This window comes from Terrabacter sp. Ter38 (assembly GCF_024519435.1).
Classification (GTDB): domain Bacteria; phylum Actinomycetota; class Actinomycetes; order Actinomycetales; family Dermatophilaceae; genus Terrabacter.
In genome coordinates, this window is sequence record NZ_JALJRZ010000007.1 from 1 (window position 1) to 23797 (window position 23797).

General features: G+C 73.1%; 22 protein-coding genes. 19 read left to right on the forward strand and 3 right to left on the reverse strand.

Features of this window, described 5'->3' with window-relative positions; genetic code table 11:
• The 14 genes from NR112_RS14780 to NR112_RS14845 form a co-directional block, all read left to right on the forward strand.
• A partial coding sequence (locus tag NR112_RS14780; RefSeq protein WP_256795078.1) for a lipopolysaccharide assembly protein LapB occupies positions 1–1122 on the forward strand: 1122 nt, incomplete at its 5' end.
• Between the two features lie 108 nt (positions 1123–1230).
• Positions 1231–2289, forward strand: a complete 1059-nt coding sequence (locus tag NR112_RS14785; RefSeq protein WP_256795079.1) for an HAD-IIA family hydrolase — start codon at positions 1231–1233, stop codon at positions 2287–2289.
• Positions 2290–2329: 40 nt separating this feature from the next.
• Positions 2330–2785: a hypothetical protein gene (locus NR112_RS14790; RefSeq protein WP_256795080.1), complete on the forward strand. Its 456-nt coding sequence runs from the start codon at positions 2330–2332 to the stop codon at positions 2783–2785.
• Positions 2782–3582, forward strand: coding sequence for a TlyA family RNA methyltransferase (locus NR112_RS14795; protein WP_256795081.1), 801 nt, complete (start codon positions 2782–2784; stop codon positions 3580–3582). The genes NR112_RS14790 and NR112_RS14795 overlap by 4 nt, the downstream gene beginning before the upstream one ends.
• The gene (locus NR112_RS14800; protein WP_256795082.1) at positions 3579–4526 is read left to right on the forward strand and encodes an NAD kinase; all 948 of its coding nucleotides are present in this window, start codon (positions 3579–3581) and stop codon (positions 4524–4526) included. The genes NR112_RS14795 and NR112_RS14800 overlap by 4 nt, the downstream gene beginning before the upstream one ends.
• A gap of 9 nt (positions 4527–4535) precedes the next feature.
• The gene (gene recN, locus NR112_RS14805; RefSeq protein WP_256795083.1) at positions 4536–6329 is read left to right on the forward strand and encodes a DNA repair protein RecN; all 1794 of its coding nucleotides are present in this window, start codon (positions 4536–4538) and stop codon (positions 6327–6329) included.
• A gap of 140 nt (positions 6330–6469) precedes the next feature.
• Positions 6470–7651, forward strand: a complete 1182-nt coding sequence (gene steA, locus NR112_RS14810) for a putative cytokinetic ring protein SteA (RefSeq protein WP_256795084.1) — start codon at positions 6470–6472, stop codon at positions 7649–7651.
• A complete protein-coding gene (locus NR112_RS14815) occupies positions 7648–8592 on the forward strand; it encodes a copper transporter (protein WP_256795085.1) in 945 nt (314 codons plus the stop codon). The genes steA and NR112_RS14815 overlap by 4 nt, the downstream gene beginning before the upstream one ends.
• Positions 8589–9464 carry a hypothetical protein gene (locus NR112_RS14820; RefSeq protein ID WP_256795086.1) on the forward strand — a complete coding sequence of 292 codons (876 nt, stop codon included), beginning with the start codon at positions 8589–8591 and terminating at the stop codon, positions 9462–9464. Before NR112_RS14815 ends, NR112_RS14820 begins: the two co-directional genes overlap by 4 nt.
• Positions 9461–11263: a murein biosynthesis integral membrane protein MurJ gene (murJ, locus tag NR112_RS14825; protein WP_256795087.1), complete on the forward strand. Its 1803-nt coding sequence runs from the start codon at positions 9461–9463 to the stop codon at positions 11261–11263. The genes NR112_RS14820 and murJ overlap by 4 nt, the downstream gene beginning before the upstream one ends.
• Positions 11264–11271: 8 nt before the next feature.
• Positions 11272–12402 (forward strand): glycosyltransferase family 4 protein, encoded by a 1131-nt coding sequence (locus NR112_RS14830; RefSeq protein WP_256795088.1) that lies wholly within the window; start codon positions 11272–11274, stop codon positions 12400–12402.
• A gap of 11 nt (positions 12403–12413) precedes the next feature.
• A complete protein-coding gene (locus NR112_RS14835; RefSeq protein WP_256795089.1) occupies positions 12414–14186 on the forward strand; it encodes a CTP synthase in 1773 nt (590 codons plus the stop codon).
• Positions 14187–14193: 7 nt separating this feature from the next.
• Positions 14194–14871: an NUDIX hydrolase gene (locus tag NR112_RS14840; RefSeq protein WP_256795090.1), complete on the forward strand. Its 678-nt coding sequence runs from the start codon at positions 14194–14196 to the stop codon at positions 14869–14871.
• Positions 14868–15293 carry a YchJ family protein gene (locus NR112_RS14845; RefSeq protein WP_374512505.1) on the forward strand — a complete coding sequence of 142 codons (426 nt, stop codon included), beginning with the start codon at positions 14868–14870 and terminating at the stop codon, positions 15291–15293. Before NR112_RS14840 ends, NR112_RS14845 begins: the two co-directional genes overlap by 4 nt.
• Here NR112_RS14845 and NR112_RS14850 read toward each other — a convergent pair.
• Positions 15198–16199 (reverse strand): EamA family transporter, encoded by a 1002-nt coding sequence (locus tag NR112_RS14850; RefSeq protein WP_256795091.1) that lies wholly within the window; start codon positions 16197–16199, stop codon positions 15198–15200. The genes NR112_RS14845 and NR112_RS14850 overlap by 96 nt on opposite strands.
• Positions 16200–16272: 73 nt before the next feature.
• On the opposite strand from NR112_RS14850, the gene NR112_RS14855 reads away from it, so the two are divergent.
• Positions 16273–17196 (forward strand): LysR family transcriptional regulator, encoded by a 924-nt coding sequence (locus tag NR112_RS14855; RefSeq protein WP_256795092.1) that lies wholly within the window; start codon positions 16273–16275, stop codon positions 17194–17196.
• Between the two features lie 22 nt (positions 17197–17218).
• Here NR112_RS14855 and NR112_RS14860 read toward each other — a convergent pair whose 3' ends face one another.
• On the reverse strand, positions 17219–17959 hold the full coding sequence (locus NR112_RS14860) for a TetR/AcrR family transcriptional regulator (protein ID WP_256795093.1): 741 nt from the start codon (positions 17957–17959) through the stop codon (positions 17219–17221).
• Positions 17960–18070: 111 nt separating this feature from the next.
• Between NR112_RS14860 and NR112_RS14865 the strand changes: the two genes are divergently transcribed.
• A complete protein-coding gene (locus NR112_RS14865) occupies positions 18071–19570 on the forward strand; it encodes an MFS transporter (RefSeq protein WP_256795094.1) in 1500 nt (499 codons plus the stop codon).
• A 76-nt stretch (positions 19571–19646) separates the two neighbouring features.
• On the opposite strand, the gene NR112_RS14870 is transcribed toward NR112_RS14865, so the two are convergent.
• Positions 19647–20735, reverse strand: coding sequence for an acyltransferase (locus NR112_RS14870; RefSeq protein WP_256795095.1), 1089 nt, complete (start codon positions 20733–20735; stop codon positions 19647–19649).
• Positions 20736–20898: 163 nt separating this feature from the next.
• On the opposite strand from NR112_RS14870, the gene aspS reads away from it, so the two are divergent.
• From aspS to NR112_RS14885, 3 genes are all read left to right on the forward strand, one after another.
• On the forward strand, positions 20899–22728 hold the full coding sequence (gene aspS, locus NR112_RS14875; protein WP_256795096.1) for an aspartate--tRNA ligase: 1830 nt from the start codon (positions 20899–20901) through the stop codon (positions 22726–22728).
• A 157-nt stretch (positions 22729–22885) separates the two neighbouring features.
• Positions 22886–23350: an AraC family transcriptional regulator gene (locus NR112_RS14880; RefSeq protein ID WP_256795097.1), complete on the forward strand. Its 465-nt coding sequence runs from the start codon at positions 22886–22888 to the stop codon at positions 23348–23350.
• Between the two features lie 9 nt (positions 23351–23359).
• Positions 23360–23794, forward strand: coding sequence for a VOC family protein (locus NR112_RS14885; protein ID WP_256795098.1), 435 nt, complete (start codon positions 23360–23362; stop codon positions 23792–23794).
• Positions 23795–23797: the final 3 nt, after the last annotated feature.

The following is a 23797-nucleotide window of genomic DNA, read 5'->3' on the forward strand; positions in this document are numbered from 1 at the left end:
GACCGCGGCGGCTACCGCCCGTCGAGCGGTGGCAGCAGCGACCGTGGCGGCTACCGGTCGGACGACCGTCGCTCCGGTGGCAGCAGCGACCGTGGCGGCTACCGCCCGTCGAGCGGTGGCAGCAGCGACCGCGGCGGCTACCGGTCGGACGACCGTCGCTCCGGTGGCAGCAGCGACCGCGGTGGGTACCGCTCCGACGACCGTCGCTCCGGTGGCGGGCGCGACGACCGTGGTCCCCGACGTTTCGACGATCGTCCTCGAGGCGGTTCGGGTCGTCCCCAGGACGACGACCGTCGCGGTGGCGCTCGACTGACCCCGAAGTCCCCGAGGAAGCCCGAGCCCGCCATCCGCGAGGGCGTCACCGGACAAGAGGTAGACCGGGGCGTCAAGAACCAGCTGCGCACGCTGTCCAAGGAGAACGCCGAGGGCGTCGCCCAGCACCTCGTCATGGTGGCCGAGCTGCTCGACGTCGAGCCCGAGGCGGCCTTGGCCCACGCCGAGACCGCGGTGCGCCGCGCCGGACGCGTGCCGGCGGCCCGTGAGTCCCTCGGTCTCGTGGCGTATCGCCTCGGCGACTGGGCGCGGGCGCTCGGGGAGTTCCGCACGGTCCGGCGTCTCTCGGGTTCGAGTCACCTGCTCCCGCTCATGGTCGACTGCGAGCGGGCCCTCGGACGTCACGACAAGGCGCTCGAGCTCGCCCAGTCCGACGAGGCCGCCAACCTGGCTATCGACGACCGTGTCGAGCTGGCGATCGTCGTCTCCGGGATCCGCCGTGACCTGGGTCAGCTGGATGCCGCGGTCGCCGGCCTCAGCGATCTGGTCAAGCGGATCAACCCGAACCGCCCCTCCGCGGCGCGGCTCTTCTATGCCTTCGCGGACGCGAAGCTCGCCGCCGGCGACCTCGAGGTCGCGCGCGACTGGTTCGCCCGGGCGGCGGATGCCGACCACGAGCTGACCACTGATGCGGCGGAGCGGCTCGAGGAGCTCGACGGTGTCGACGTCACCGACCTGCTCGGCGACGAGGACGAGGACGGTCCGGAGCTCTACAGCGACGCGGACGACGACGACGCGGACGACGACGACGCGGACGACGACGACGAGGACGATCACGACGAGCGCTGAGTGCCTCACCCGGAACGGGCCCGACCTCCACGGTCGGGCCCGTTCTGCGTTCCGGACGGACAGGTCTCGCGGACGAATCCGGCCGTAGGGTCTGGCCCAGGAGGACCCATGGACACGGAGACATCGACGCAACCGCTCATCGCGCGCTACGACGGGGTGGTGTGCGACCTCGACGGTGTCGTCTACCGCGGAGCGGATGCTGTCCCGGGTGCCGCGAAGGCGCTGCAGGACATCGTGGCTCGGGGAGTTCGAGTCGTCTATGCGACGAACAACGCGTCCCGCATCCCGAGCGAGGTGGCCACCCAGATCGCCGGCCTCGGTGCGCCCGCGACGGCATCCGACGTCGTGTCGAGCGCGCAGGCGGGGGCCGCCCGGCTCGCCACCGACCTGTCACCGGGAGCTGCCGTCCTCGCGCTGGGCGGCGAGGGTGTCGTCGAGGCGCTGCGTGATGCGGGCCTCACCCCCGTCGTCGTCGGCGACGACGAGGGACCTGGGCCGGACGTGGTCGATGCCGTGCTGCAGGGCTTCGGCAAGGAGCTGCGCGTGCGCGACTTCGAGACGGCGGCGCGACTCCTGACGACCGGTATGCCGTGGGTCGCGACGAACGACGACGCGACCCTGCCGCTGCCGTGGGGCCAGTCCCCGGGGAACGGTGCCTACGTCGACCTCCTCGCCCTCGCTCTCGGACGTCGCCCACTCGTCGTCGGGAAGCCGCACCCGCCGCTCTACGGCCTCGCCCTCGAGCGCCTCGGCACCCTCGCCGCCAGAACGCTCGCAGTCGGCGACCGTATCGGCACCGACATCGTCGGCGCCGAGGCCGCCGACCTGGACTCGGCTTGGGTCCTCACCGGCGTCGACCGACCCTCCGACCTCGTGGCGAGCGCGTCGTCGCCCACCTACGTCGTCGCCTCCCTGGCCGACCTCCTGAGGCCGTATGCCGCCCCGCTGGCCGACGCCGGCGGCTGGAGCTACGGCGCCGCACGGGTGGTGCTCGACGGCGACGATCTCGTCGTCGAGCGGGGGAGCGCGGACCCGATCGAGGTGGTGCGAGCGGGCCTGGCGGCCCTGCTGGCGTCCCGCGACGAGGGAGCACCTTCCGAGCACCTCCGTCGGGCGGCAGCGACGCTCGACGGCCTGCTCGACGACTCACCGACCTCGACCCGGTAGCGTGACCGCAGCGGACAACCACTCGGCACGGAGGCAGCACATGTTCGGCGACAGCGACTCTCGACGCGACGATCTCGGGTCCGGCGAACCGCTCGAGGTCGCCGAGGATCTCGACCCGATGGACTCGGGCACCGGCGAGAGTGACGACGCGGTCGACGAGTGGGACGACTCCGACGACCAGTCCGACGACGTCAGCGATGCAGACGTGTCAGGAGATGACCTCGAGGACGTCGCCCATGAGGACGATGACGACAGGGACGCCGGCGACGGCGACTCCCGGAGCGACGACGACACCTCGACGGCCGAGGTGCCCTACGCTCCGCTGGACGCGACGCCAGACGTGCCCACCCCACCCCTGACGGGTGACCAGGCGGTCGACGAGGCGATGATGCGTCTGGCCGAGTCGCAGGCCGGGTCGTTCGCCGAGCGGATCGAGTCGGGCGAGCACGCCCACCGCAGCCTGCAGAGTCGCCTCGGCGGTCTGGGTGGCGCGTGACCCGTCGTCTCGACGTCGAGCTCGTCGCCCGCGGTCTGGCCCGATCGCGCACCCAGGCTCGTGAGCTCGTCACCGCCGGCGTGGTGCTCGTCGACGGCCGCCCGGCCGGCAAGCCCGCGCTGACCGTCGACGACTCGTCGGCCATCGAGCTGACGCGTGAGCCCGACCGCTGGGTGGGCCGCGCGGCCGTCAAGCTGCTCCATGCCCTCGACACGTGGCCGGTCCCCGTCGACGGCAGGCGGTGCCTCGACGTCGGTGCGAGCACGGGTGGTTTCACCCAGGTGCTCCTCGAGCGCGGCGCCACCCACGTGACGGCCCTCGACGTCGGCCACGGCCAGCTCGTCGCGTCGATCGGTGCCGACCCGCGCGTGCGCGACCTTCCGGGCACCAACATCCGTGACGTCGAGGTCGACGCGCTCGGCGGCCTCTTCGACCTCGTCGTGTCCGACCTCAGCTTCATCTCGCTCGCCATCGCCCTGCCCGCCATCCGACCTCTCGTCACCGGCGACGGCGACGTCGTCGTCCTGGTCAAGCCGCAGTTCGAGGTGGGCCGCGAGCGGCTCAGCCGTACCGGAGTCGTCACCTCGCCGCACGAGCGCCGCCGGGTGCTGCGCGACGTGGCCCAGGTCGCGACCGACCTCCACCTGCACCTCCACGGCGCGACGGCCAGCCCCATCGCGGGGGGCGACGGCAACCGGGAGTTCCTGTTCTGGCTCGCCCCGAGACCCGTCCCGGGCGCCTCGGTGACGGCCATGGATGACATGCTGGAGGCCGTCGACCTGGAAGGAGTCCCGTGACGCGCCGCATCCTGCTCGTGGCCCACCCGAGGCGCCCCGAGGCACTGACGGTCGCCAAGGGCGTCGTGCAACGCCTCACCCATCTCGGCATCGACGTGTCCCTCCAGGCCGACGAGGCCGAGGCCCTCGACCTCAAGGACAGCTCGCGCGTGCACATCGCGTCCGCCGAGGAGCAGGTCGCGGAGGGGTGCGACCTCGTCGTGGTGCTCGGCGGCGACGGGACCATCCTGCGCGGAGCCGAGTTCGCCCGCAGCGTCGACGTGCCGCTCCTCGGGGTCAACCTCGGCCACGTGGGCTTCCTGGCGGAGGCCGAGCGCGACGACCTCGACGCCACGGTCGAGCACATCGCGAGCAACGACTACGCCGTCGAGGAGCGCATGACGCTCCACGTCGACGCGAAGCTGCACGGCGACCTCATCGCGAGCAGCTGGGCCCTCAACGAGGTCAGCGTCGAGAAGGCCGCCCGCGAGCGGATGCTCGAGGTCACCGTCGAGGTCGACGGGCGCCCGCTGTCGAGCTGGGGCTGCGACGGCGTCATCGTCTCCACGCCTACGGGCTCCACGGCGTACGCCTTCTCGGCCGGCGGGCCGGTCGTCTGGCCGCAGGTCGAGGCCATGCTCCTGGTGCCCAGTGCGGCCCACGCGCTCTTCGCCCGACCGCTCGTGCTGGGCCCCGACACCCACCTGGCCGTCGAGATCAAGGCGGCCACCGAGGGCGCAGGAGTCATGTGGTGCGACGGCCGACGTCACGTCGACCTCCCCCCGGGGGCCCGCATCGAGGTCCGCCGGGGGCTGCGCCCGCTCCGCCTCGCCCGGCTGACGAGCGCACCGTTCACCGACCGTCTCGTCGCGAAGTTCGACCTCTCGGTCGCCGGGTGGCGCGGCAACGGCGACACCGCCTCGCCCGTGGACGACGTCGACGACGGTGAGGGTGGCCGGCCCTAAGGTGGACCCGTGTTCAGCCAGATGAGGATCCGGGGCGTCGGTGTCATCGACGACGCCGTCCTCGACCTGAGCCCCGGGCTCAACGTGCTCACGGGTGAGACCGGCGCCGGCAAGACCATGGTCGTGTCGGGGCTCGGCCTGTTGCTCGGGGAGCGCGCCGACTCCGGCCTCGTGCGCACCGGTTCGGCCTCGGCGCTCGTCGAGGGCGTCGTGCAGCTGCCCCTGGACCACCCGGCTCTCGTCCGGGCCGACGAGGCCGGTGCCGACCACGAGGACGGCGAGCTCGTCATCGCCCGCACCATCGCCGCGGCCGGCCGGTCGCGCGCCCACGTCGGGGGTCGCACGGCGCCGGTCTCCGTGCTCGCCGAGCTCGGCCAGATGCTCGTGGCCGTGCACGGTCAGGCGGACCAGTGGCGGCTCAGACAGGGCGATGCCCACCGCGTCGTGCTCGACGACTTCGGAGGTTCCGACCTCACGGCACTCCGCGACCGCGTCGGCGAGCTCTACGACCGCTGGCGTGCGTCGGCCCGCGAGCACGAGCGCCTCGTGTCTGAGGCGCGAGAGCGCGCCCGCGAGATCGACTCGCTCACCGCCTCGCTCGAGGAGATCGAGGCCGTCGACCCCCAGCCCGGCGAGGACGTCGCGCTGCGGGCCGAGGACGAGCGCCTCGCGCACGCCGACACGCTCCGGCTGGCCGCAGCCCAGGCGCTCGCCGATCTCAGCGGCGACGAGTATGCCGCCGAGCCGGCTCCGAACGTCCGTGACCTCATCGGGTCGGCGCGGGCGGCGCTCGGCCCGGCCACGGCGCACGACCAGGCTCTCGCCGGGCTCGACGAGCGCCTGCACGAGGTGGGCACGCTCGTGACGGACCTGTCGGCCGACCTCACGGCATACCTCCAGGACGTCGACCTCGACCCGGAGCGGCTCGGCTTCGTGCAGGAGCGGCGGGCCGCGCTCGGGGTCCTCACGCGCAAGTACGGCGAGACCGTCGACGAGGTGCTCGAGTGGTCCGGCCGCGGGGCGGCACGCCTCGACGAGCTCGTGACCGCCGACGACCGCGTCGAGCGGCTCGGCGCCGAGGTGGCCGAGCTCGAGTCGTCGGTCGTCGCGGCCGCCCTCTCACTGTCCGAGGCTCGCCGTGCCGCCGGTGACGACTTCGGCACCCGTGTCTCGGAGGAGCTCTCGCACCTGGCGATGGGCAAGGCCGTCGTCCACGTCGAGCTGCGCCGGCGCACCGACCCCGAGGGCGTGGCCCTGCCCGACGGTGACCGCGTGCGACTGGCCCGACACGGCATCGACGACGTCGAGATCCTGCTCGCGGCCAATCCCGGAGCCGCGCCGCGCAGCGTCGCCCGGGCCGCCTCGGGCGGTGAGCTCTCCCGCGTCATGCTCGCTCTCGAGGTCGTCGGCTCGCGCAGCGCCTTGGGTGAGGCGGCGAGCGGGCCACCCACCTTCGTCTTCGACGAGGTCGACGCCGGTGTCGGCGGTCGGGCGGCCCTCGACGTGGGTGCCCGGCTGGCTGCCCTCGCCGAGCACGCCCAGGTCATCGTCGTCACCCACCTCGCCCAGGTGGCAGCGTTCGCCGACCGCCACCTCGTCGTGCACAAGGCCGACGACGGCCGCATCACCTCGAGCAGCGTCACCGTCGTCGACGGTGACGCCCGGCTGCGGGAGCTGTCGCGGATGATGGGCGGCGACCCCGACTCCGAGGCGGGACTGGCCCATGCCGGAGACCTGCTCGAGCAGACGAGCGGTGCCCGGGTGGGCACGCGTCCGAGCGCCCGCAGCGGCGCACGCGCCTGAGTCCCGTCGCGGCACCGTCCTGCGCCCAGCGCAGCCGTCGGAGCTCCGTCCCGAAGGTCGTCCGGGGCGTCGTCCGAGCCGGGCCACGGCCCGGACCGATGGGGTCGCCGACCCACCGACGTGGCACGATTGAGGCCATCATGGCCCTCTCCATCCGACGTCGCTCGCACGCCCGGGACACCGGTCCCGGCGTGGTCGGCACCGCGCGCGTCGACCGGCGCACCAAGGCGCTGACGAAGCGGCTGCAGCCGGGCGACATCGCCGTCATCGACCACGCGGACCTCGACAAGGTGAGCGCGGACGCTCTCGTCACCGTGCGCCCTGCAGCCGTCGTCAACGCGAGCGCCTCGATCAGCGGTCGCTACCCGAACCTCGGACCCCAGATCCTCGTCGAGGCCGGCATCCCCGTGCTCGACGCCGCCGGCCCGGCGGTCATGGCACTCACCGACGGTCAGACGGTGCGCCTCGACGGTGCCGACCTGTGGTCGGGGGAGACCCGGGTCGCGACGGGCACGCTGCTCGACGTCGAGGCCGTCCAAGCCCAGATGCACGAGGCGCGGGCCGGGCTCGCCGTGCAGATCGAGGCCTTCGCGACGAACACGATGGAGTACATCCGCAAGGAGCGTGACCTCCTCCTCGACGGCATCGGCGTGCCCCCCATCACCACCCAGCTCGACGGCCGGCACTGCCTCATCGTCGTGCGCGGCTACCACTACCGCGAGGACCTCGAGACCTTGCGGCCCTACATCCGTGAGTACCGCCCGATCCTCATCGGGGTCGACGGCGGCGCCGACGCCATCCTCGAGTCCGGCCACCAGCCCGACCTCATCGTCGGCGACATGGACTCCGTCTCGGACAGGGCCCTGCGCTGCGGCGCAGAGATCGTCGTGCACGCCTACCGCGACGGGCGCGCCCCCGGCCTCGCCCGGGTGGAGGCTCTCGGGATCACGCCGGTCGTCTTTCCCGCCGCGGGCACGAGCGAGGACGTCGCGATGCTCCTCGCCGACGACTCCGGTGCCGAGCTCATCGTCGCCGTCGGGACCCACGTCACCCTCGTCGAGTTCCTCGACAAGGGTCGCGACGGACAGGCGTCGACGTTCCTCACGCGCCTGCGCGTCGGCAGCAAGCTCGTCGACGCCAAGGGCGTGAGCCAGCTCTACCGCGCCCGCATCCCGGGCCGACTGCTCGTGACGATGCTGCTCGCCGGTGTGCTCGCCTTCTGCGCAGCCCTCGCGTCGACGCCGGCCGGGCAGGCGTGGCTGCAGGTCCTCGCCGCCCGCTGGGACGACCTCTGGACCGCCATCGTTGGGATCTTCACGTGATCGACTTCCGCTACCACCTCGTCTCGATCATCTCGGTCTTCCTCGCCCTCGCGGTGGGCATCGTGCTCGGGGCGGGCCCCCTGCAGGCCAACCTCGGCAACCAGCTGAGCGACCAGGTCTCCGCCTTGCGCACCGAGAAGCAGGCCCTCAACGACAAGCTGACGACGAGCGAGAAGCTCGTCGATGCATCCGACGACTACGCGACCGCCGTCCAGCAGCGGGTCGTCAAGGGCCGGCTGTCCGGTCACCGCGCGGTCGTCGTCGTGCTGCCCTCCGCCGACGGCACGATGACCACGAACCTCGAGGGAGTCGTGACCCAGAGCGGCGCCGGCCTCACCGGCACGGTGACGCTGAGCCCCGACTGGTTCGACCCCACCCAGACCGCCGACCGGGCACAGGCGGCCAAGGAGGCCGCGTCGGCCCTCGGGGTCAGCTCCACCGCGACGGGCGACGAGCTGCTCGTGCAGGTGCTCACCGACCTCGTCGTCTCGACGAGCGACGCCGGCACCTCGGCCCAGCGCACCGCCGCCCTCAAGGTGCTCGTCGACGCCAACCTCGTGGACAGCTCGGTGGCCGACCTGGCACCTGCCGACCTCGCGGTCGTCGTGTCCGCGGACTACGCCGGCACCGAGTCCGTCGTCGAGTCCCGCTCCGACGCCATTCGCGCTCTGGTCTCGTCCTTCGCCGGCTCGACGCGATCGACCGTCGTCGCCGGTGGCGAGACGGTTGCTGCTGCGGGCCAGCCCGTGACGTCCAACGCCGTCCAGGCCGTGCGTGAGAAGTCCGAGACGGCCGGGATCGTCTCCACCGTCGACCACGCCCGGGCCGGTGACGGACCCGCCACGGTGATCCTCGCGGTCGAGGACGCCCTCGACGAGCAGGTCGGACACTTCGGCGTCGCGGCCGGAGCCACCGCCACCGTCCCGCGGGTGCTTCCGTGAGGTCGAGCCGCCGCGCGAACTCGACCGCCTCGGCGTCCCTGGCTGCCCTGCTCGGTTCGGCAGTGGCCTCGTGGGCTGCCCTGCGCCTCGGCCGAGCGGCGCCCCCAGCCCTCCGCCGGCCGTGGGAACGCACCAACCACGCCGGCGACCCCGTCACCCTGCTCGAGGGACCGGCCTGGGTCGGCGGCGCCGTGGCCGGCGCTGCTGCCGGTGCCGCCGCAGCAGCGGCCACCGCGCGCCTGACCGACGGACCGAGCCGCGCCTCGATGCGTTCCGTCGTCGTCGTCGTCGCCGCGGGTGCACTCGGGGCGCTCGACGACCTCGCCGGAGGCGCGTCCGACAAGGGCCTCAAGGGCCACCTCGGGGCGCTGGCACGAGGCGAGGTCACGACGGGCGCGGTCAAGATCGTGGGTCTCGGTGTCACGGGACTGGTCGGTGCCGCGCTCTCCGACGCGAGCCGTCCCTCCCGTCCCGGCCTGCTGGCCACCCTCGTCGGCGGGGCCGTGGTCGCCGGGGGCGCCAACGCCGTCAACCTCTTCGACCTGCGCCCCGGACGGGCGCTCAAGGTCACTGTGGCCGCGGGTCTCCCGCTCGTGGGAGGCTTGCCCGCGGCCGCCGCCGTGGGCTCCTCGCTCGGGGTCCTCCGCGAGGACCTCCGCGCCACCGCCATGCTCGGCGACACCGGCGCCAACGCCGCCGGGGCGCTCGTCGGTCTCGCGCTCCTCGAGCGCACCGGGCTGGTGGGCCGGGTCGTCGCCCTCACGGGTCTCGCCGCCCTGACGCTGGCCTCGGAGCGCGTCAGCTTCACCCGCGTCATCGAGGCCCACCCTGCCCTGCGCCGGCTCGACGAGTGGGGCCGGGTCGCCCGATGACCGACCGGACCGCAGGGGGCGGATCTGCCTCACGGCGCGGACTGTTCGCCGCCGCAGGCACGATCGCGGTCATCACGCTCGTCGCCCGGGTCGTCGGCTTCGGACGATGGTTCGTCTTCTCCCACTCCGTCGGTGCGACCTGCGTCGGGAGCGTCTACCAGTCGGTCAACGCGGTCCCCAACGTGCTCTTCGAGATCGCGGCCGGCGGAGTGCTTGCGGCGGTGGCCGTGCCTCTCGTGGCAGGTGCTCTGGCCCGCGGCGACAGGGTCGAGGCCGACCACACGGCCTCCGCGCTGCTGACGTGGGTGGTCGTCGTGCTCGTGCCGCTGGGCCTGGTCGTGGCCCTGGCCGCGGAGCCGATCGCACGGGGGCTGCTGGGAGCCGGTGACACCTGTCCAGGGGCGGTGGGTCTCGGCGCCGACCTGTTGCGGGTCTTCGCGATCCAGATCCCGCTCTACGGCGTCGGCATCGTGCTCGGCGGTGTGCTCCAGTCTCACCACCGGTTCGTCGCGGCCGCGATCGCCCCGCTCATGTCGAGCCTCGTCGTCATCGCCACCTACGTGACCTACGCCGCCGTCGCCGGCGACCCGGCCGCCCCGATCGCACAGGTCCCGGCGGGCGCGACCACGGTGCTCGCCGTCGGCACGACCCTCGGGGTCGTCGCGTTGTCGCTGCCGCTGCTCGTTCCGGTGCGTCGCGCCGGGGTCCACCTGGCGCTGACGACCCGCTTCCCGCACGGCGTCGGCGCCCGCGTCCGGCGGCTCGCCGTTGCCGGGCTCCTCGCCGTCGCCGGCCAGCAGCTGGCGACGCTCGTCTTCATCCGCCTCGCCAACGACCGCGGCGGGCCCGGGACGCTCAACGTGTACACCTACGTCCAGGCCGTCTCCCTGCTCCCGTATGCCGTCCTCGCCGTCCCGCTCGCCACCGCAGCCTTCCCGACGCTCGCGGGCAGCGCGCAGTCCGGTGGTCCGGAGCCGGAGACAGGCGCAGCAGCGCCGCTGACCTTCGCCCCGGGGTCGGCCGCCGTGGACGTGCTGCGGCGGACGTGGCTGGCCACCCTCCTGGCCGGTCTGCTGGCCGGGGGCCTGCTCGTGGCCGTCGCCCGACCGGTCGGCGCCTTCTTCGCCCTGCTCGACGCCGGGCGCGTGGACGGCAACGGGGCCGTGGCCCTGTCCGCCATCCCCGACGCGCTCGTGCTCGTGGCCCCGGGCATCGTCGGCCTCTGCGCGATCGGCCTGCTGACCCGGGCCTCCTACGTGCGAGGCCGTGCCCGGGTCGCGGGCGCCGTGGTCGCCGTCGCGTGGCTCGCGACGACGGTCGTCCCGCTCGTGGCCCTCGAGGGCGCGGCCGGACCCGCGACGACCGTGCGCGCCCTCGCCCTCGGCACCAGCATCGGGCTCGTGGCCGGGGCCGTCGCGCTCGCGGTCCTCGTCGCGCGGAGCTGGGGCCGCGCGGCCCTGACCGTACCGGCGCGCCCCGTCGCAGCCGGATTGCTCGGCGCCGCGTCAGCCGCGATCCTCGGCTGGTGGCTCGGCGGCCTCTGGACCGCGGACGGACTCCTCGTCGCCGCCGCGCAGGGCGTCGCCGTGGCGCTCGCGGCCACCGTGACCCTCGTCGTCGTCGTGCTCCTCGTCGACCGCTCGGTCGTCGCCCGGCTGCGGCGGCCGTCCCGGACCGCTGGGACCGCGCCGACGTCCACGACCCCGCCTGCGCCGACGACCGCTCCGTCGTCCGCGCCGATGTCCACCCCTGTGGCCGAGCAGGACCGGCACCCGGCCGGCCCTCCGGAGACGCGATGAGGGTGCTCATGGTGCTCGGACACGCGGCCGGTGGGGTGGGTGCGCACGTCGACACCCTCGTGACGGGACTGCGCGAGCAGGGGCACGACGTCCAGGTCGTGACGGCGGAGTCGACGGCGCGGGCCTTCGACTGGGCCGACGCCCATCGGCTCTGGCCGGTCCACGGCGGGGCACGCGCACCCCGGGGTCTCGTGGACTGGCACCGCATCATGCGCCTGGCGGGCACCGTCGACGTCGTCCACGCGCATGGCCACCAGGCCGCCGTCGTCGCTGCCGTGGCCGTCGCCCGGGCCCGGCCACGCCCGCGTCTCGTGGTCTCTCTCCACAACGACCTCCCGCCGGTGCCGGGCTCCTCCGCCGCGCGCGCCGCGGCCTCGGCCGCCCGACGGCTGCTCTCCTGGTCCCTGCACCGGGCCGACCTCGTGACCGGCGCGAGCGCCGACCTCGTCGAGCTCGCCGACGCCCTCGGTGCCCGGCGCACCGAGCTCGCCCTCGTGCCCTCCGCCGCGGTCGCCGACCTGCTGGAGCGTCCTGCACTCGAACCGACCGAACGCGCCGCCCTGTTGGCCGGAGCCGGCCTGCCGACCCACCGCCCCGTCGTGCTCACGGTCTCGCGCATCGCGCCCCAGAAGGACCTCCTGACCCTCCTCGCGGCCGCGCGGTGCTCCGACGCCGCCGCCACGTGGGTCGTCGTCGGCGACGGCGACGAGCGGCTCCGTGCCCGTCTCCAGGAGGAGGCGGACGGCATACGGCAGGGGGAGGAGACCGGGGCGAAGGTCCGGTTCGTGGGGGCGCGTACCGATGTGTCGGAGTGGCTCCGGGCGGCGGACGTGTTCGTCCTCACGAGCCGCTGGGAGGCCCGGGCGCTCGTCGTGCAGGAGGCCATGGGGGCTGGGCTGCCGGTCGTCGTGACCCGTACCGGCGGTCTGCCTGATCTCGTCGGGGACGCGGGTTCGCTTGTCCCCGTCGGGGACCCGGCCGCCGTGGCCGCCGAGGTGGACCGCCTGCTCGCCGACGCCGACGCCCGGCTCCGGGAGGGTGCCGCAGGACGAGTCCGGGCCGCCGGATGGCCCACTCCCGACGACGAGACGCGCCGGTGGGTGGAGCGCTACGTCACGCAGACCCGCGGAGTGACGTAGACTCAAAGCCCGTGGTGGATACGACGAAGCACATCTTTGTGACCGGGGGCGTCGCCTCCTCTCTCGGCAAGGGGCTCACCGCCTCGAGCCTCGGACGACTTCTCAGATCGCGGGGCCTGCGGGTCACGATGCAGAAGCTCGACCCCTACATCAACGTCGATCCCGGGACGATGAACCCGTTCCAGCACGGCGAGGTCTTCGTGACCGACGACGGAGCCGAGACCGACCTCGACGTGGGCCACTACGAGCGATTCCTCGACGTCAACCTCGTCGGTAGTGCGAACGTGACGACCGGGCAGGTCTACAACAACGTCATCGCCAAGGAACGGCGGGGGGAGTACCTCGGCGACACGGTCCAGGTCATCCCGCACATCACCAACGAGATCGTCGCCCGGATGCGCGCGCTCGCCACCGGAGGTCCGGACGCCCCGGACGTCATCATCACCGAGATCGGCGGCACCGTCGGCGACATCGAGTCGCTGCCGTTCCTCGAGGCGGCGCGCCAGGTGCGACACCTCATCGGGCGCGACAACAGCTTCTTCCTGCACGTCTCGCTCGTGCCCTACCTCGCACCGAGCGGTGAGCTCAAGACGAAGCCGACCCAGCACAGCGTCGCCGCCCTGCGTCAGGTCGGCATCCAGCCCGACGGTCTCGTGCTTCGCGCCGACCGCGAGATCCCCGACCCGATCAAGCGCAAGATCTCGCTCATGTGCGACGTCGACGTCACCGCGGTCGCGGCCTGCGTCGACGCGCCCAGCATCTACGACATCCCCAAGGTGCTGCACCGCGAGGGCCTCGACGCCTACGTGATCCGCCGTCTCGGGCTCAACTTCCGTGACGTCGACTGGACCGAGTGGGACGAGCTGCTCGAGCGGGTCCACGACCCCGAGCACGACATCGAGATCGCCCTCGTCGGCAAGTACATCGACCTGCCCGACGCCTACCTCTCGGTCACCGAGGCGCTGCGCGCCGGCGGCTTCCACCACGACGCCAAGGTCAACATCCGCTGGGTGGCCAGCGACGAGTGCCAGACCCCGGCCGGCGCCCAGAAGGCGCTCGGCGGCGTCGACGCCGTCCTCGTCCCCGGCGGCTTCGGGGTCCGCGGCATCGAGGGCAAGCTCGGCGCGCTGACGTGGGCCCGCGAGAAGCAGGTGCCGACCCTCGGCATCTGCCTCGGCCTGCAGTGCATGGTCATCGAGTACGCCCGCAGCGTCCTCGGCAACCAGGACGCGAGCTCGACGGAGTTCGACCCCGAGACCGAGCACCCCGTCATCGCCACGATGGAGGAGCAGAAGGCCTTCGTCGAGGGCGCCGGCGACCTCGGCGGCACGATGCGCCTCGGCCTCTACCCGGCCGCCCTCAAGGAGGGCAGCGTCATCCGTGGGGCCTACGGCGAGGCCGAGGTCAAGGAGCGCCACCGCCACCGCTACGAGGTCAACAACTCCTACCGTGCCGACCTCGAGAGGGCGGGTCTCGTCTTCTCCGGCACCTCGCCCGACGGGACGCTCGTCGAGTTCGTCGAGCTGCCGCGCGAGGTGCACCCCTACTACGTGTCGACGCAGGCGCACCCGGAGTTCCTGTCGCGCCCCAACCGCGCGCACCCGCTCTTCGCGGGTCTCGTCGGGGCCGCCCTGGAGCGCCAGCGCAGCGAGCGACTCGTCGAGGTCGAGCGGCACCGCGCCGCGGTCGACGCCGGCCACGCCGAGCGGGACGCCGGCGCACGGACCGGGCACGACGAGCTCGCCTCCGTCTCGGCGTCGGGTGCCGCCCCGGACGCCGACTGACCCGAGGGTGAGCCTGTCCGCGCCGCGAGGCACCGCATCCGACCTCGTCGAGGAGTGGACCGCCGAGCCGGTGGTCGAGTCGTCGACGCCCTTCGAGGGGATCATCTTCGACGTCGTGCGCGAGCGGGTCGACCTCGGCGCCGGGGGTGTCGTGACGCGTGACTTCGTCACGCACCCCGGGGCCGTCGCCGTGCTCGCCCTGCGCGAGCTCGACGGTGCCCCGCACGTGCTGCTCATCCGGCAGTACCGCCACGCGAGCGGTGGCCACGTGTGGGAGCTCCCCGCCGGCCTGCTCGACGTCGACGGCGAGCCGCCCTGGGAGGCCGCCGCGCGAGAGCTCGTCGAGGAGGTCGACCTGACCGCCGACGAGTGGCACGTGCTCGCCGACGACGTCACGTCGCCCGGCGCCTTCCCGGAGACGGTGCGGATCTTCCTCGCACGCGGCCTCCACGAGGTCGCTGCCGCCGACGCCCACCAGCGCACCGCCGAAGAGCTCGGGATCCGGCCGCTCTGGGTGTCCCTCGATGACGCCGTCGACGCGGCGCTCGAGGGACGTATCAGCAACTCGGCCACGCTCGTCGGCCTGCTCTCCGCCGGGCTGTCGCGCGGACGCGGGTGGTCGACGCTGCGCCCGCACGACGCGCCGTGGCCCGCCCGCGAGGCGCAACGCGCCCAGCGGTCGTGAGCGGGGCGTTCGGTCCGGGCGTCTCCGGATCGTGCCCGTGCGGGGGCGGCCCGGACCAGCTGGGGTATGCCGCGTGCTGCGGCCCGCTCCACGCGGGGGAGCGGCCGGCCGGGACCGCCGGTGAGCTGATGCGATCGCGCTACACGGCGTTCGCCGTGGGGGACGAGGCATACCTCGTGCGCACCTGGCACCCACGGACGCGACCCGAGCGGGTGGTGATCGACCCGGACACGCGCTGGACGGGCCTGACGGTGCTGCGCACGGAGCGCGGCGGCCTCGGCGACGACGACGGTGTCGTCGAGTTCGTGGCCCGGTGGACGGAGCCGTCAGCGGGCGCCCTGCGTCGGGGTGAGCTGCACGAGATGAGCCGGTTCGCCCGCCGGGGCGGCCGCTGGCTCTACGTCGACGGCGAGCACGGGTGACGCGTCGGCAGGGACGGCCGGCGGGGGCGCCGTCACGCCGCCGCGTGCGCGGATGACCGCCACACCGACACCGGCCAGGAGCGCGAGGCCGCCGGTCAGCTCGATGGCGTTGGGGCGTTCGTGGAACGCGACCGCGGCCGCGAGCATGCCGAAGACCGGGACGAGCATCGCGAACGGCGTCACCTTCGCCACGGGGTGGCGGCTGAGCAGGGTGTTCCAGATCCCGTAGCCGACGAGGGACGACAGGTAGGCCGTGAAGGCGGTCGCGGCGACGGCCTGCCACTGGAGGTGGCGCAGGGCCGCCCCGACGGCCGTCGGCCCCTCGAAGGCGAACGAGAGGGCCAGGGCCGGTAGCGGCACGACGAGCCCCGACCAGACCGTGACCCCGAGCCCGGCGCCCGGACCCGTGAGGGCCCCGGCCCGGCGCGTCAGCACGTTGCCGACCGCCCACGACACGGCGGCCAGGACGAGGACGACGAGAGGGAGCAGCGGCGCCGACAGCCCGCGCCCGACCGCGATCGTCACCAGTCCCGCCCCGCCCAGGGCGACGCCGAGGCGCTGCGCCGGCGAGGTGCGCTCGCGCAGCCACACCGCGGCGATGACGACGGTGAGCAGAACCTGCGCCTGGAGCACGAGCGAGGCGAGCCCGGGCGGCATGCCGAGGTGCAGCGCGAGGTACATGAGGGCGAACTGGCCGAGGCTCGTGAAGAGCCCGATGAGTGCGAGGTCGCGCCAGGGGAGTCGCGGCCGGCGGACGAGGAAGACCGCGGGGACGCAGACGACGACGAAGCGCACGGCGAGGAAGAGGAACGGCGGCGCCGAGTCGAGGCCGGTGCGGACGGCGACGAAGTTCGTGCCCCAGATCAGGGCGACGAGGACGGCAAGGGCGGTGTCACGGCGGCGCATGTCCTCATCGTGGGGGCCGATGACCGTTCACGTCCATCAAACTGTTCTGCTCATGAATGTGTAGCATCGCTGCATGATCGATCCTGTCGCGTTGCGTTCCCTCGTCGCCGTCGAGGCGCACGGCTCGGTCGGCGCCGCCGCAGCCGCGCTCGACTACACCCCGAGCGCGGTGTCCCAGCAGATCAAGCGCCTCGAGACCCAGACGGGGGTGCAGCTGCTCGAACGGCAGGGGCGCGGCGTCCTGCTCACCGAGGCCGGTCGCACCCTGTCCGACGCGGCGCGGTCCCTGCTCGCGGACATGGAGCGACTCGAGTCCCGGCTGCACGGGGACAGCGGTGAGACGGTCGGGACGGTGCGCCTCGCGACGTTCGCCACGGCGTACCGGGGGGTCGTCGTGGGCGCCCTCGGCCGCCTCCGCTCGACCTCGCCGGACGTCGTCCTGCGGCCCGACGAGATCGACCCCTGGGACGCCGTCGACGCGGTTGCGGCCGGCACCCATGACCTCGCCCTCGTGCACAACTGGGAGCCGCTGCCGCTCGCCATCCCCGACCACCTCGAGGTGCGCCACCTCGGCCGGGACCGCGCGGACGTCCTGGTCCACGTGGGCCACCGGCTCGCGACGCGACGGAGCATCGGCGTGCGGGACGTGCTCGACGAGCACTGGGCCAGCGTCGCTCCCGGCTCCATCTGCCACCAGTGGCTCCAGAAGATGTATGCCGACATCGGACGGTCCCCCCGGATCGCGCACGTCGCGCTCGAGTTCGCCACGCACGTCGCGCTCGTCGGGGCGGGGGAGGCCATCGCCCTCGTGCCCCGCCTCGGCCGGGGACCGCTGCCCGCGGGGGTCGCCGCGGTCCCCATCGTCGACCCGGTCTCCGAGCGCACCGTGAGCCTCATCTGGCGAAGCACCATGACGGCGAGCCCCGCGCTGGCCGTGGCCGTGGACTGCCTTGCGGCAGAAGCCTCCCGCGACCTCCGGCCCTTCTCGGAAGGGTGACCGGAGGTGGGGACGCGACGCGTCAGCCGGCCGCTTGGAGGCGCAGCCCGGCGAGGATGAGCTCGAGACCGGCCCGGAACTGCTCGGCGTCGTCGTGGTCCGCGAACTCGTCGACGACGTGGTGGATGAAGGGGAACTCGGCCGCGTCGAGAGCGCGCCACTGGGCGGCGTAGCGGGCGAGGTGCTCGTCACGGTCGACCTCGCCGGAGAGCACCGCCTCGGGTGTCTGCTGACCCATGTCGGCCGCCGTGCCGACGACGAAGCCGACGACGGCCGAGACCGCGTGGAAGCTCTGACGTGGCGTGAGCTCCAGCCGCAGCACCTGCTGTCCCAGCCGCTCGTAGAGGCGCAGGCCGTTGGGCTGAACCCCCGTGTCGCGCATGAAGTAGGCACCGAGCCAGGGCCGCTCGACGATCGCGTCGAAGAGGGCCAGCGCGATGGTCCGGAGGTCGTCGACGGGGTCGCTGACCCCGACGTGCTCCACGGCGGCGAGCACATCGGCCAGCACGTGGTCGGCGGCTCGGTCGAGCAGCTCGTCCTTGCTCGAGACGTACCAGTAGATGCTCGCGGCGCCACCACCGAGGCGGGCCGCGAGGGCACGGAACGTCAGGGCCTGCTCGCCGCTCGTGTCGAGCAGGGCGACGGCCTCCGTGAGGACGGCCTCGAGCGAGTGTGAGGCCCGGCGTCGCCCCCCGGGGGGCCGTTCACGTGGGGCCCGAGCCTCGCGGGAGGGCCGAGCGGCGTGCTGTCGCTGGGGGCTCATGCGCCCATCCCATCACAGGATCCCGGGCCGGGCTTGCGTTCATCGAACATCGTTCTATAACATCGAACAACGTTCGATCGCCGAACGTTGTTCGATGAGAGGAGACGGCCCATGACCGTGACCATGACGCCGAGCCGCACCTACCCCTCGCTCCGCGCTGCGTGGATCCCGATGCTCGCGCTCTGTCTCGCCTTCTTCGTCGAGATGGTCGACAACACCCTCCTGACGATCGCGCTCCCGACGATCGGCCGCGACCTCGGGAGCGGCACCACCGCGCTCCAGTGGGTCACCGGGGCCTACTCGCTGACGTTCGGGGGACTGCTGCTCACCGCCGGCTCGGCGGCGGACCGGCTCGGCCGACGCCGGGTGCTCCTCTGGGGCCTCGCGGGCTTCGGCGTCATCAGCCTCGGCGTCGCCGCTGTCACGACAACCGGTGAGCTCATCGCCCTGCGCGCCGCCCTCGGCGTCGCGGCCGCGGCCATGGCCCCGATCACCAACTCCCTCGTCTTCCGGCTCTTCGACGACCAGGCCCTGCGGATGCGGGCCATGACCGTCATGATCGTCGTCGGGATGTCGGGCTTCGTCCTCGGTCCGCTGCTCGGGGGCACGGCGCTCGCCCACGTCGGCTGGGAGTGGCTCCTCCTCGTCAACGCCCCCATCGCCCTCGTGGCCTGGGTCGGCGTGCGGCTGGGGGTCCCGGCCGACCGGCCCGAGGACCTCACCGCCGACCGGCTGGACCTGCCCGGTGCCCTGCTGAGCATCGCGGCCATCGGACTCGGCTGCTACGCCCTGACCAGCGGCGTCGAGCACGGGTGGACGTCCGCGGCCACGCTCGCGGCCGTCCTGGGCTCCGCGCTCGCTCTCGTCGCGTTCGTCCGCCACGAGCGCCGTGCCGCCTCGCCGATGCTCGACCTGTCGATCTTCTCGTCCGGGACCGTGCGCGGGGCCACGCTGGCGCAGGCCGGGACCTCGATCGCGATGGCCGGGGTCATGTTCGGGCTCATCCTGCACTTCCAGTACGCATGGGGCTGGAGCCCTGTTCGTGCTGGCCTCGCCAACCTCCCGCTCATCATGACGATGGTCCTCGCGACCCCGCTCTCGGAGTGGCTCGTCCGCCGCTTCGGGCACCGGATCGCGTGCCTCGTCGGCGCGGGCCTGCTCGTCGTCGCGCTCGTCGGGATGGCCTGGGGCGTCGACCGGGGCTACGCGGCCATCGCCGTCGCCATGGTCGTCCTGACCGTCGGCCTACGCACGGTCATGACGATCTGCGCCGTGGCCCTCGTCGAGGCGATGCCCGCCAACCGCACCTCGATCGGTACCGCGCTCAACGACACGGCCCAGGAGGTCGGCACGAGCGTCGGCACCGCCGTCGTGGGCACCCTCGTCGCCGTGCTCGTGACGACCACCCTCCCCGCCGGCACGTGGAGTCCGGAGCTCGTCTCGTCCTTCTTCCACGGTGAGCGGGTGACGTATGCCGTGCTCGCCGTCGTCGTCGGGGTCGTGACCACGTGGGGCGCACTCACCCTCACCGACTCCCGCAGCGTCGAGGAGCACGACGTGCCGGATGCCCAGGCTGACGTGGTGGGTGCGGGAGCACGACAGACCGCGTAGGCGGCGTCGGCGGCGGAGACGTGGCCGCGGACGTCGCGTCGGCGACCGGCCGGACCGGACCCTCCGCCCTCCGCCCCTATGCCGTGGGCGTCGCGGGGACCGCGGGCTGCCGGTCGGGGACGTCGGCGAACTGCTGCTGGCGGCGTGACGGCTGGTCGAGCCGGAGGCGTCCGCGCAGGCGACCCACGGGGCGCTCGACGAGCACCCACGACAGCCACGAGACGAGCACGGCGGCCGCGACGAGCAGCAGGTTGCGGGGCGTCGTGTGCTCGCCGAGGAGCCGGCTGTTGATGAACGTCTGGTGCCACAGGTAGAGCGCGTAGCTGATGGTGCCGAAGAAGACCATGATGCGGGAGCCCACGACGCGCGAGTGACCCGACACGGCGGCATACACGAGCCACACCCCGACCACGGCGTAGACGGCACCGAGGGGTCGGAAGAGGGGATGGTCCACCTCGAGCCCGCGCCCGGGGAAGGCCGAGACGGCGACCATGACGACGAACGGGATGAGCGGGCTCGTGGCCGGCAGCTCCCAGCCGCGAGATCGCACGGCGGCCAGTGAGAAGGCGAGCGCCACGCCGAGCAGCAGGGCGAACGCGTTCGTCTCGGTCGAGACGTCGAGGCGGATCTCGCTGCCGACAGTCCACACCGAGTAGAAGGTCGCGAGGGCGGCGAGGCTGAGGACCACCGCAAGCGCTCGGCTGCGCAGCCAGGTCATGAGGACGATGAAGATCGCCGGCCAGACGACGTAGAACTGCTCCTCGACCGAGAGCGACCAGAGATGGTTGAGCACCCCGAGGTCCGTCCCGGCGACGCGCACCCAGTTGCCGACGTAGAAGAGCGACGCGAGCGCCGCCGTCGGGTAGGTCGAGAGCCGTTCGTCCCCGGTCGCCCAGAGCAGCACGGGAGCGAGCAGCAGCAGCAGCACGAGGGCGGGCAGCAGGCGCAGCGCGCGCCGTCCCCAGAAGCGCCACAGGCTGACGGATCCCCAGCGGTCCCACTCCCTGATGAGCAGGCTCGTGATGAGGTAGCCCGACAGGACGAAGAAGAGCGTCACGCCGGACAGCCCACCCCAGCGGACCGGTAGTCCGGAGTGGGCAGCGAGGACGAGGAGGATCGCGAGACCTCGGACCCCGTCGAGGTCGCGGTTGCGGAAGTGCTGCACGGCGAAGAGCCTAGGCGCAGGCGGTCTAGGATTGGTCCTCGGTGCCCACGGCCGACCAGCTGCCGGGCACCTGCGCACGACCTGCGCTCACCACCTCGCGCACCACCTCGCTCAGCCCCGGCGGCCCTCGGGCCGCGGGAACCACGTCCCGGAAGGACCCTCCGTGCTCCGCACTCACGAGGCCGGCACTCTCCGCGCCGACCACGCAGGCCAGACCGTCACCCTCACCGGTTGGGTGGCGCGGCGTCGAGACCACGGCGGGGTCGCCTTCCTCGACCTGCGCGACGCCTCGGGTGTGGCCCAGGTCGTCGCTCGTGACGAGGTGCTCGCCCAGGGCGGTGCCCACGACGTGCGCAACGAGTTCTGCGTCAAGGTCACCGGTGAGGTGCGCGAGCGTCCGGAGGGCAACGCCAACCCCGACCTGCCCACCGGCGACATCGAGGTCATCGTCAGCGAGCTCGAGGTGCTCAACCCGGCCGCCCCGCTGCCGTTCCAGATCGACGAGCGCGTCACCGTCGGCGAGGAGGCGCGCCTCAAGCACCGCTACCTCGACCTGCGCCGACCCGGTGCCAGCTCGGCGGGCGCCGCGATCCGACTGCGCTCCAAGGTCAACGCCGCCGCGCGCGCCGTGCTCGGCGCCCGCGACTTCGTCGAGATCGAGACGCCGACCCTGACCCGCTCCACGCCCGAGGGCGCCCGTGACTTCCTCGTGCCCGCGCGCCTCGCGCCCGGTTCGTGGTACGCCCTGCCGCAGAGCCCCCAGCTGTTCAAGCAGCTGCTCATGGTGGCCGGCATGGAGCGCTACTACCAGATCGCCCGCTGCTACCGCGACGAGGACTTCCGTGCCGACCGCCAGCCGGAGTTCACCCAGCTCGACATCGAGATGAGCTTCGTCGAGCAGGACGACATCATCGAGCTCGGCGAGTCGATCGTGCAGGCGCTCTGGCGCCTCATCGGCGTCGAGCTCGAGGCCCCGTTCCAGCGGATGACCTACGCCGACGCGATGGCCCGCTACGGCTCCGACAAGCCCGACCTGCGCTTCGGCAACGAGCTCGTCGAGTGCACCGCCTACTTCGCCGACACCACCTTCCGCGTCTTCCAGGCCGACTACGTCGGTGCGGTCGTCATGCCCGGTGGTGCGAGCCAGCCGCGCAAGCAGCTCGACGCCTGGCAGGAGTGGGCCAAGCAGCGCGGCGCCCGTGGCCTCGCCTACGTCCTCGTCCAGCAGGACGGCGAGCTCGGCGGCCCGGTCGCAAAGAACCTCACCGACGCCGAGCGCGCCGGCCTCGCCGAGCACGTCGGCGCCCAACCGGGGGACTGCATCTTCTTCGCCGCCGGTGCGGCCAAGCCGTCCCGTGCGCTGCTCGGCGCCGCCCGTCTCGAGATCGGGCGGCGCTGCGAGCTCATCGACGAGGACGCGTGGAGCTTCCTCTGGGTCGTCGACGCCCCGCTCTTCGAGCCGGCGGCCGACGCCGTCGCCTCCGGCGACGTCGCGGTGGGTGCCGGTGCGTGGACGGCCGTCCACCACGCCTTCACCTCGCCCAAGCCCGAGTTCCTCGACACCTTCGACACCGACCCGGGGCCGGCGCTCGCCTACGCCTACGACATCGTCTGCAACGGCAACGAGATCGGCGGCGGCTCGATCCGTATCCACCGCCGCGACGTGCAGGAGCGCGTCTTCGCTGTCATGGGCCTGTCGGAGCAGGACGCCCGGGAGAAGTTCGGCTTCCTCCTGGACGCGTTCGCCTTCGGTGCCCCGCCGCACGGCGGCATCGCGTTCGGCTGGGACCGCATCGTCTCCCTGCTCGCCCACACCGACTCGATCCGCGACGTCATCGCGTTCCCGAAGTCCGGTGGCGGCTACGACCCACTGACCGCGGCGCCGGCCCCGATCACGCCCGCCCAGCGCAAGGAGGCCGGCGTGGACGCGACGCCCGCGGCCTCTGCGCCGGCCACGCAGGGTGCCCCCGAGGTCAACCCGAAGCAGAGCTGAGCCGGGAGGCGGCCCTCCGCCGCCGACCGAGGACGTATGCCGCCCACCCGACCCGGGCGGGCGGCATACGTTCTCGTCGGCCGGGGTCACCGACGAGGCCACGCACGACGAAGGCCCGCGCGACCCGGACCGGCGGCGGCTCCGGCAGGATGGGGACGTGGCGGAGCAGATCACGCGTGCACCGGACGACGTGCTCGTCCACCTCCGTCGCGCCCGCGACCTCGCCGACCGTGAGTACGCCGTACCCCTCGACCTCGACCGGCTCGCCGCGGCGGCCGGCCTCTCGAAGTACCACTTCCTCCGGCTCTTCCGCGCGACGTACGGCGTGACGCCGGCCGCGTACGTCTCGGCCCGCCGCATCGAGCGCGCCCAGGACCTGCTCCGCGCCACGAACCTCACCGTCACCGAGGTGTGCCACACGGTCGGCTTCTCGAGCCTCGGCTCGTTCAGCAGCCGGTTCCGCACGGTCGTGGGGGAGAGCCCCACCGAGTACCAGGCGAGGTACGCCGCGACCGGAGCGCCGCACATCCCGGGCTGCGTCCTGTTCATGTGGGGCCTGGCGGAGAGCGCGCCCGCAGGGTCCGCAACCCAGGAGAAGCACGAGGTGGCGGACCCGTCCTAGCGTGGTCACATGATCACCAACATCTCCATCGTCAGTGTCTTCGTGAAGGACATCGACGAGTCCAAGCGCTTCTACGTCGACGTCCTCGGGTTCGAGGAGAAGGACGACATCACCCTCGGCGACGGCTACCGCTGGTGCACCGTCGTGCACCCGAGCCAGCCGGAGCTGCAGGTCAGCCTCGCCATCCCCGGCCCGCCCTTCCCGGACGAGCTCGTCACCGCGATGAAGCGGGCACAGGACGCCGGCGGACTCAACGGTCTGGGCCTCACCGTCGACGACTGCGAGCAGACGTATGCCGACCTGTCGGCCAAGGGCGTCGAGTTCCTCCAGCCCCCGTCGGCCCGTCCGTACGGCACCGAGGCGGTCTGCCGCGACAACTCGGGCAACTGGGTCGTGCTCGTGGAGCCGGCCGACCGGACCGTCACCGCGGCCGACTTCGCCTGACGC

What these genes read in the sequence shown, in the direction of transcription:
- NR112_RS14830 (WP_256795088.1), top strand. Translation starts at nt 11,272, where the DNA reads ATGGTGCTCGGACACGCGGCCGGTGGGGTGGGTGCGCACGTCGACACC.
- steA (WP_256795084.1), top strand. Translation starts at nt 6,470, where the DNA reads ATGGCCCTCTCCATCCGACGTCGCTCGCACGCCCGGGACACCGGTCCC.
- NR112_RS14885 (WP_256795098.1), top strand. Translation starts at nt 23,360, where the DNA reads ATGATCACCAACATCTCCATCGTCAGTGTCTTCGTGAAGGACATCGAC.
- NR112_RS14855 (WP_256795092.1), top strand. Translation starts at nt 16,273, where the DNA reads ATGATCGATCCTGTCGCGTTGCGTTCCCTCGTCGCCGTCGAGGCGCAC.
- NR112_RS14865 (WP_256795094.1), top strand. Translation starts at nt 18,071, where the DNA reads ATGACCGTGACCATGACGCCGAGCCGCACCTACCCCTCGCTCCGCGCT.
- NR112_RS14790 (WP_256795080.1), top strand. Translation starts at nt 2,330, where the DNA reads ATGTTCGGCGACAGCGACTCTCGACGCGACGATCTCGGGTCCGGCGAA.
- murJ (WP_256795087.1), top strand. Translation starts at nt 9,461, where the DNA reads ATGACCGACCGGACCGCAGGGGGCGGATCTGCCTCACGGCGCGGACTG.
- NR112_RS14850 (WP_256795091.1), bottom strand. Translation starts at nt 16,199, where the DNA reads ATGCGCCGCCGTGACACCGCCCTTGCCGTCCTCGTCGCCCTGATCTGG.
- NR112_RS14785 (WP_256795079.1), top strand. Translation starts at nt 1,231, where the DNA reads ATGGACACGGAGACATCGACGCAACCGCTCATCGCGCGCTACGACGGG.
- NR112_RS14860 (WP_256795093.1), bottom strand. Translation starts at nt 17,959, where the DNA reads ATGAGCCCCCAGCGACAGCACGCCGCTCGGCCCTCCCGCGAGGCTCGG.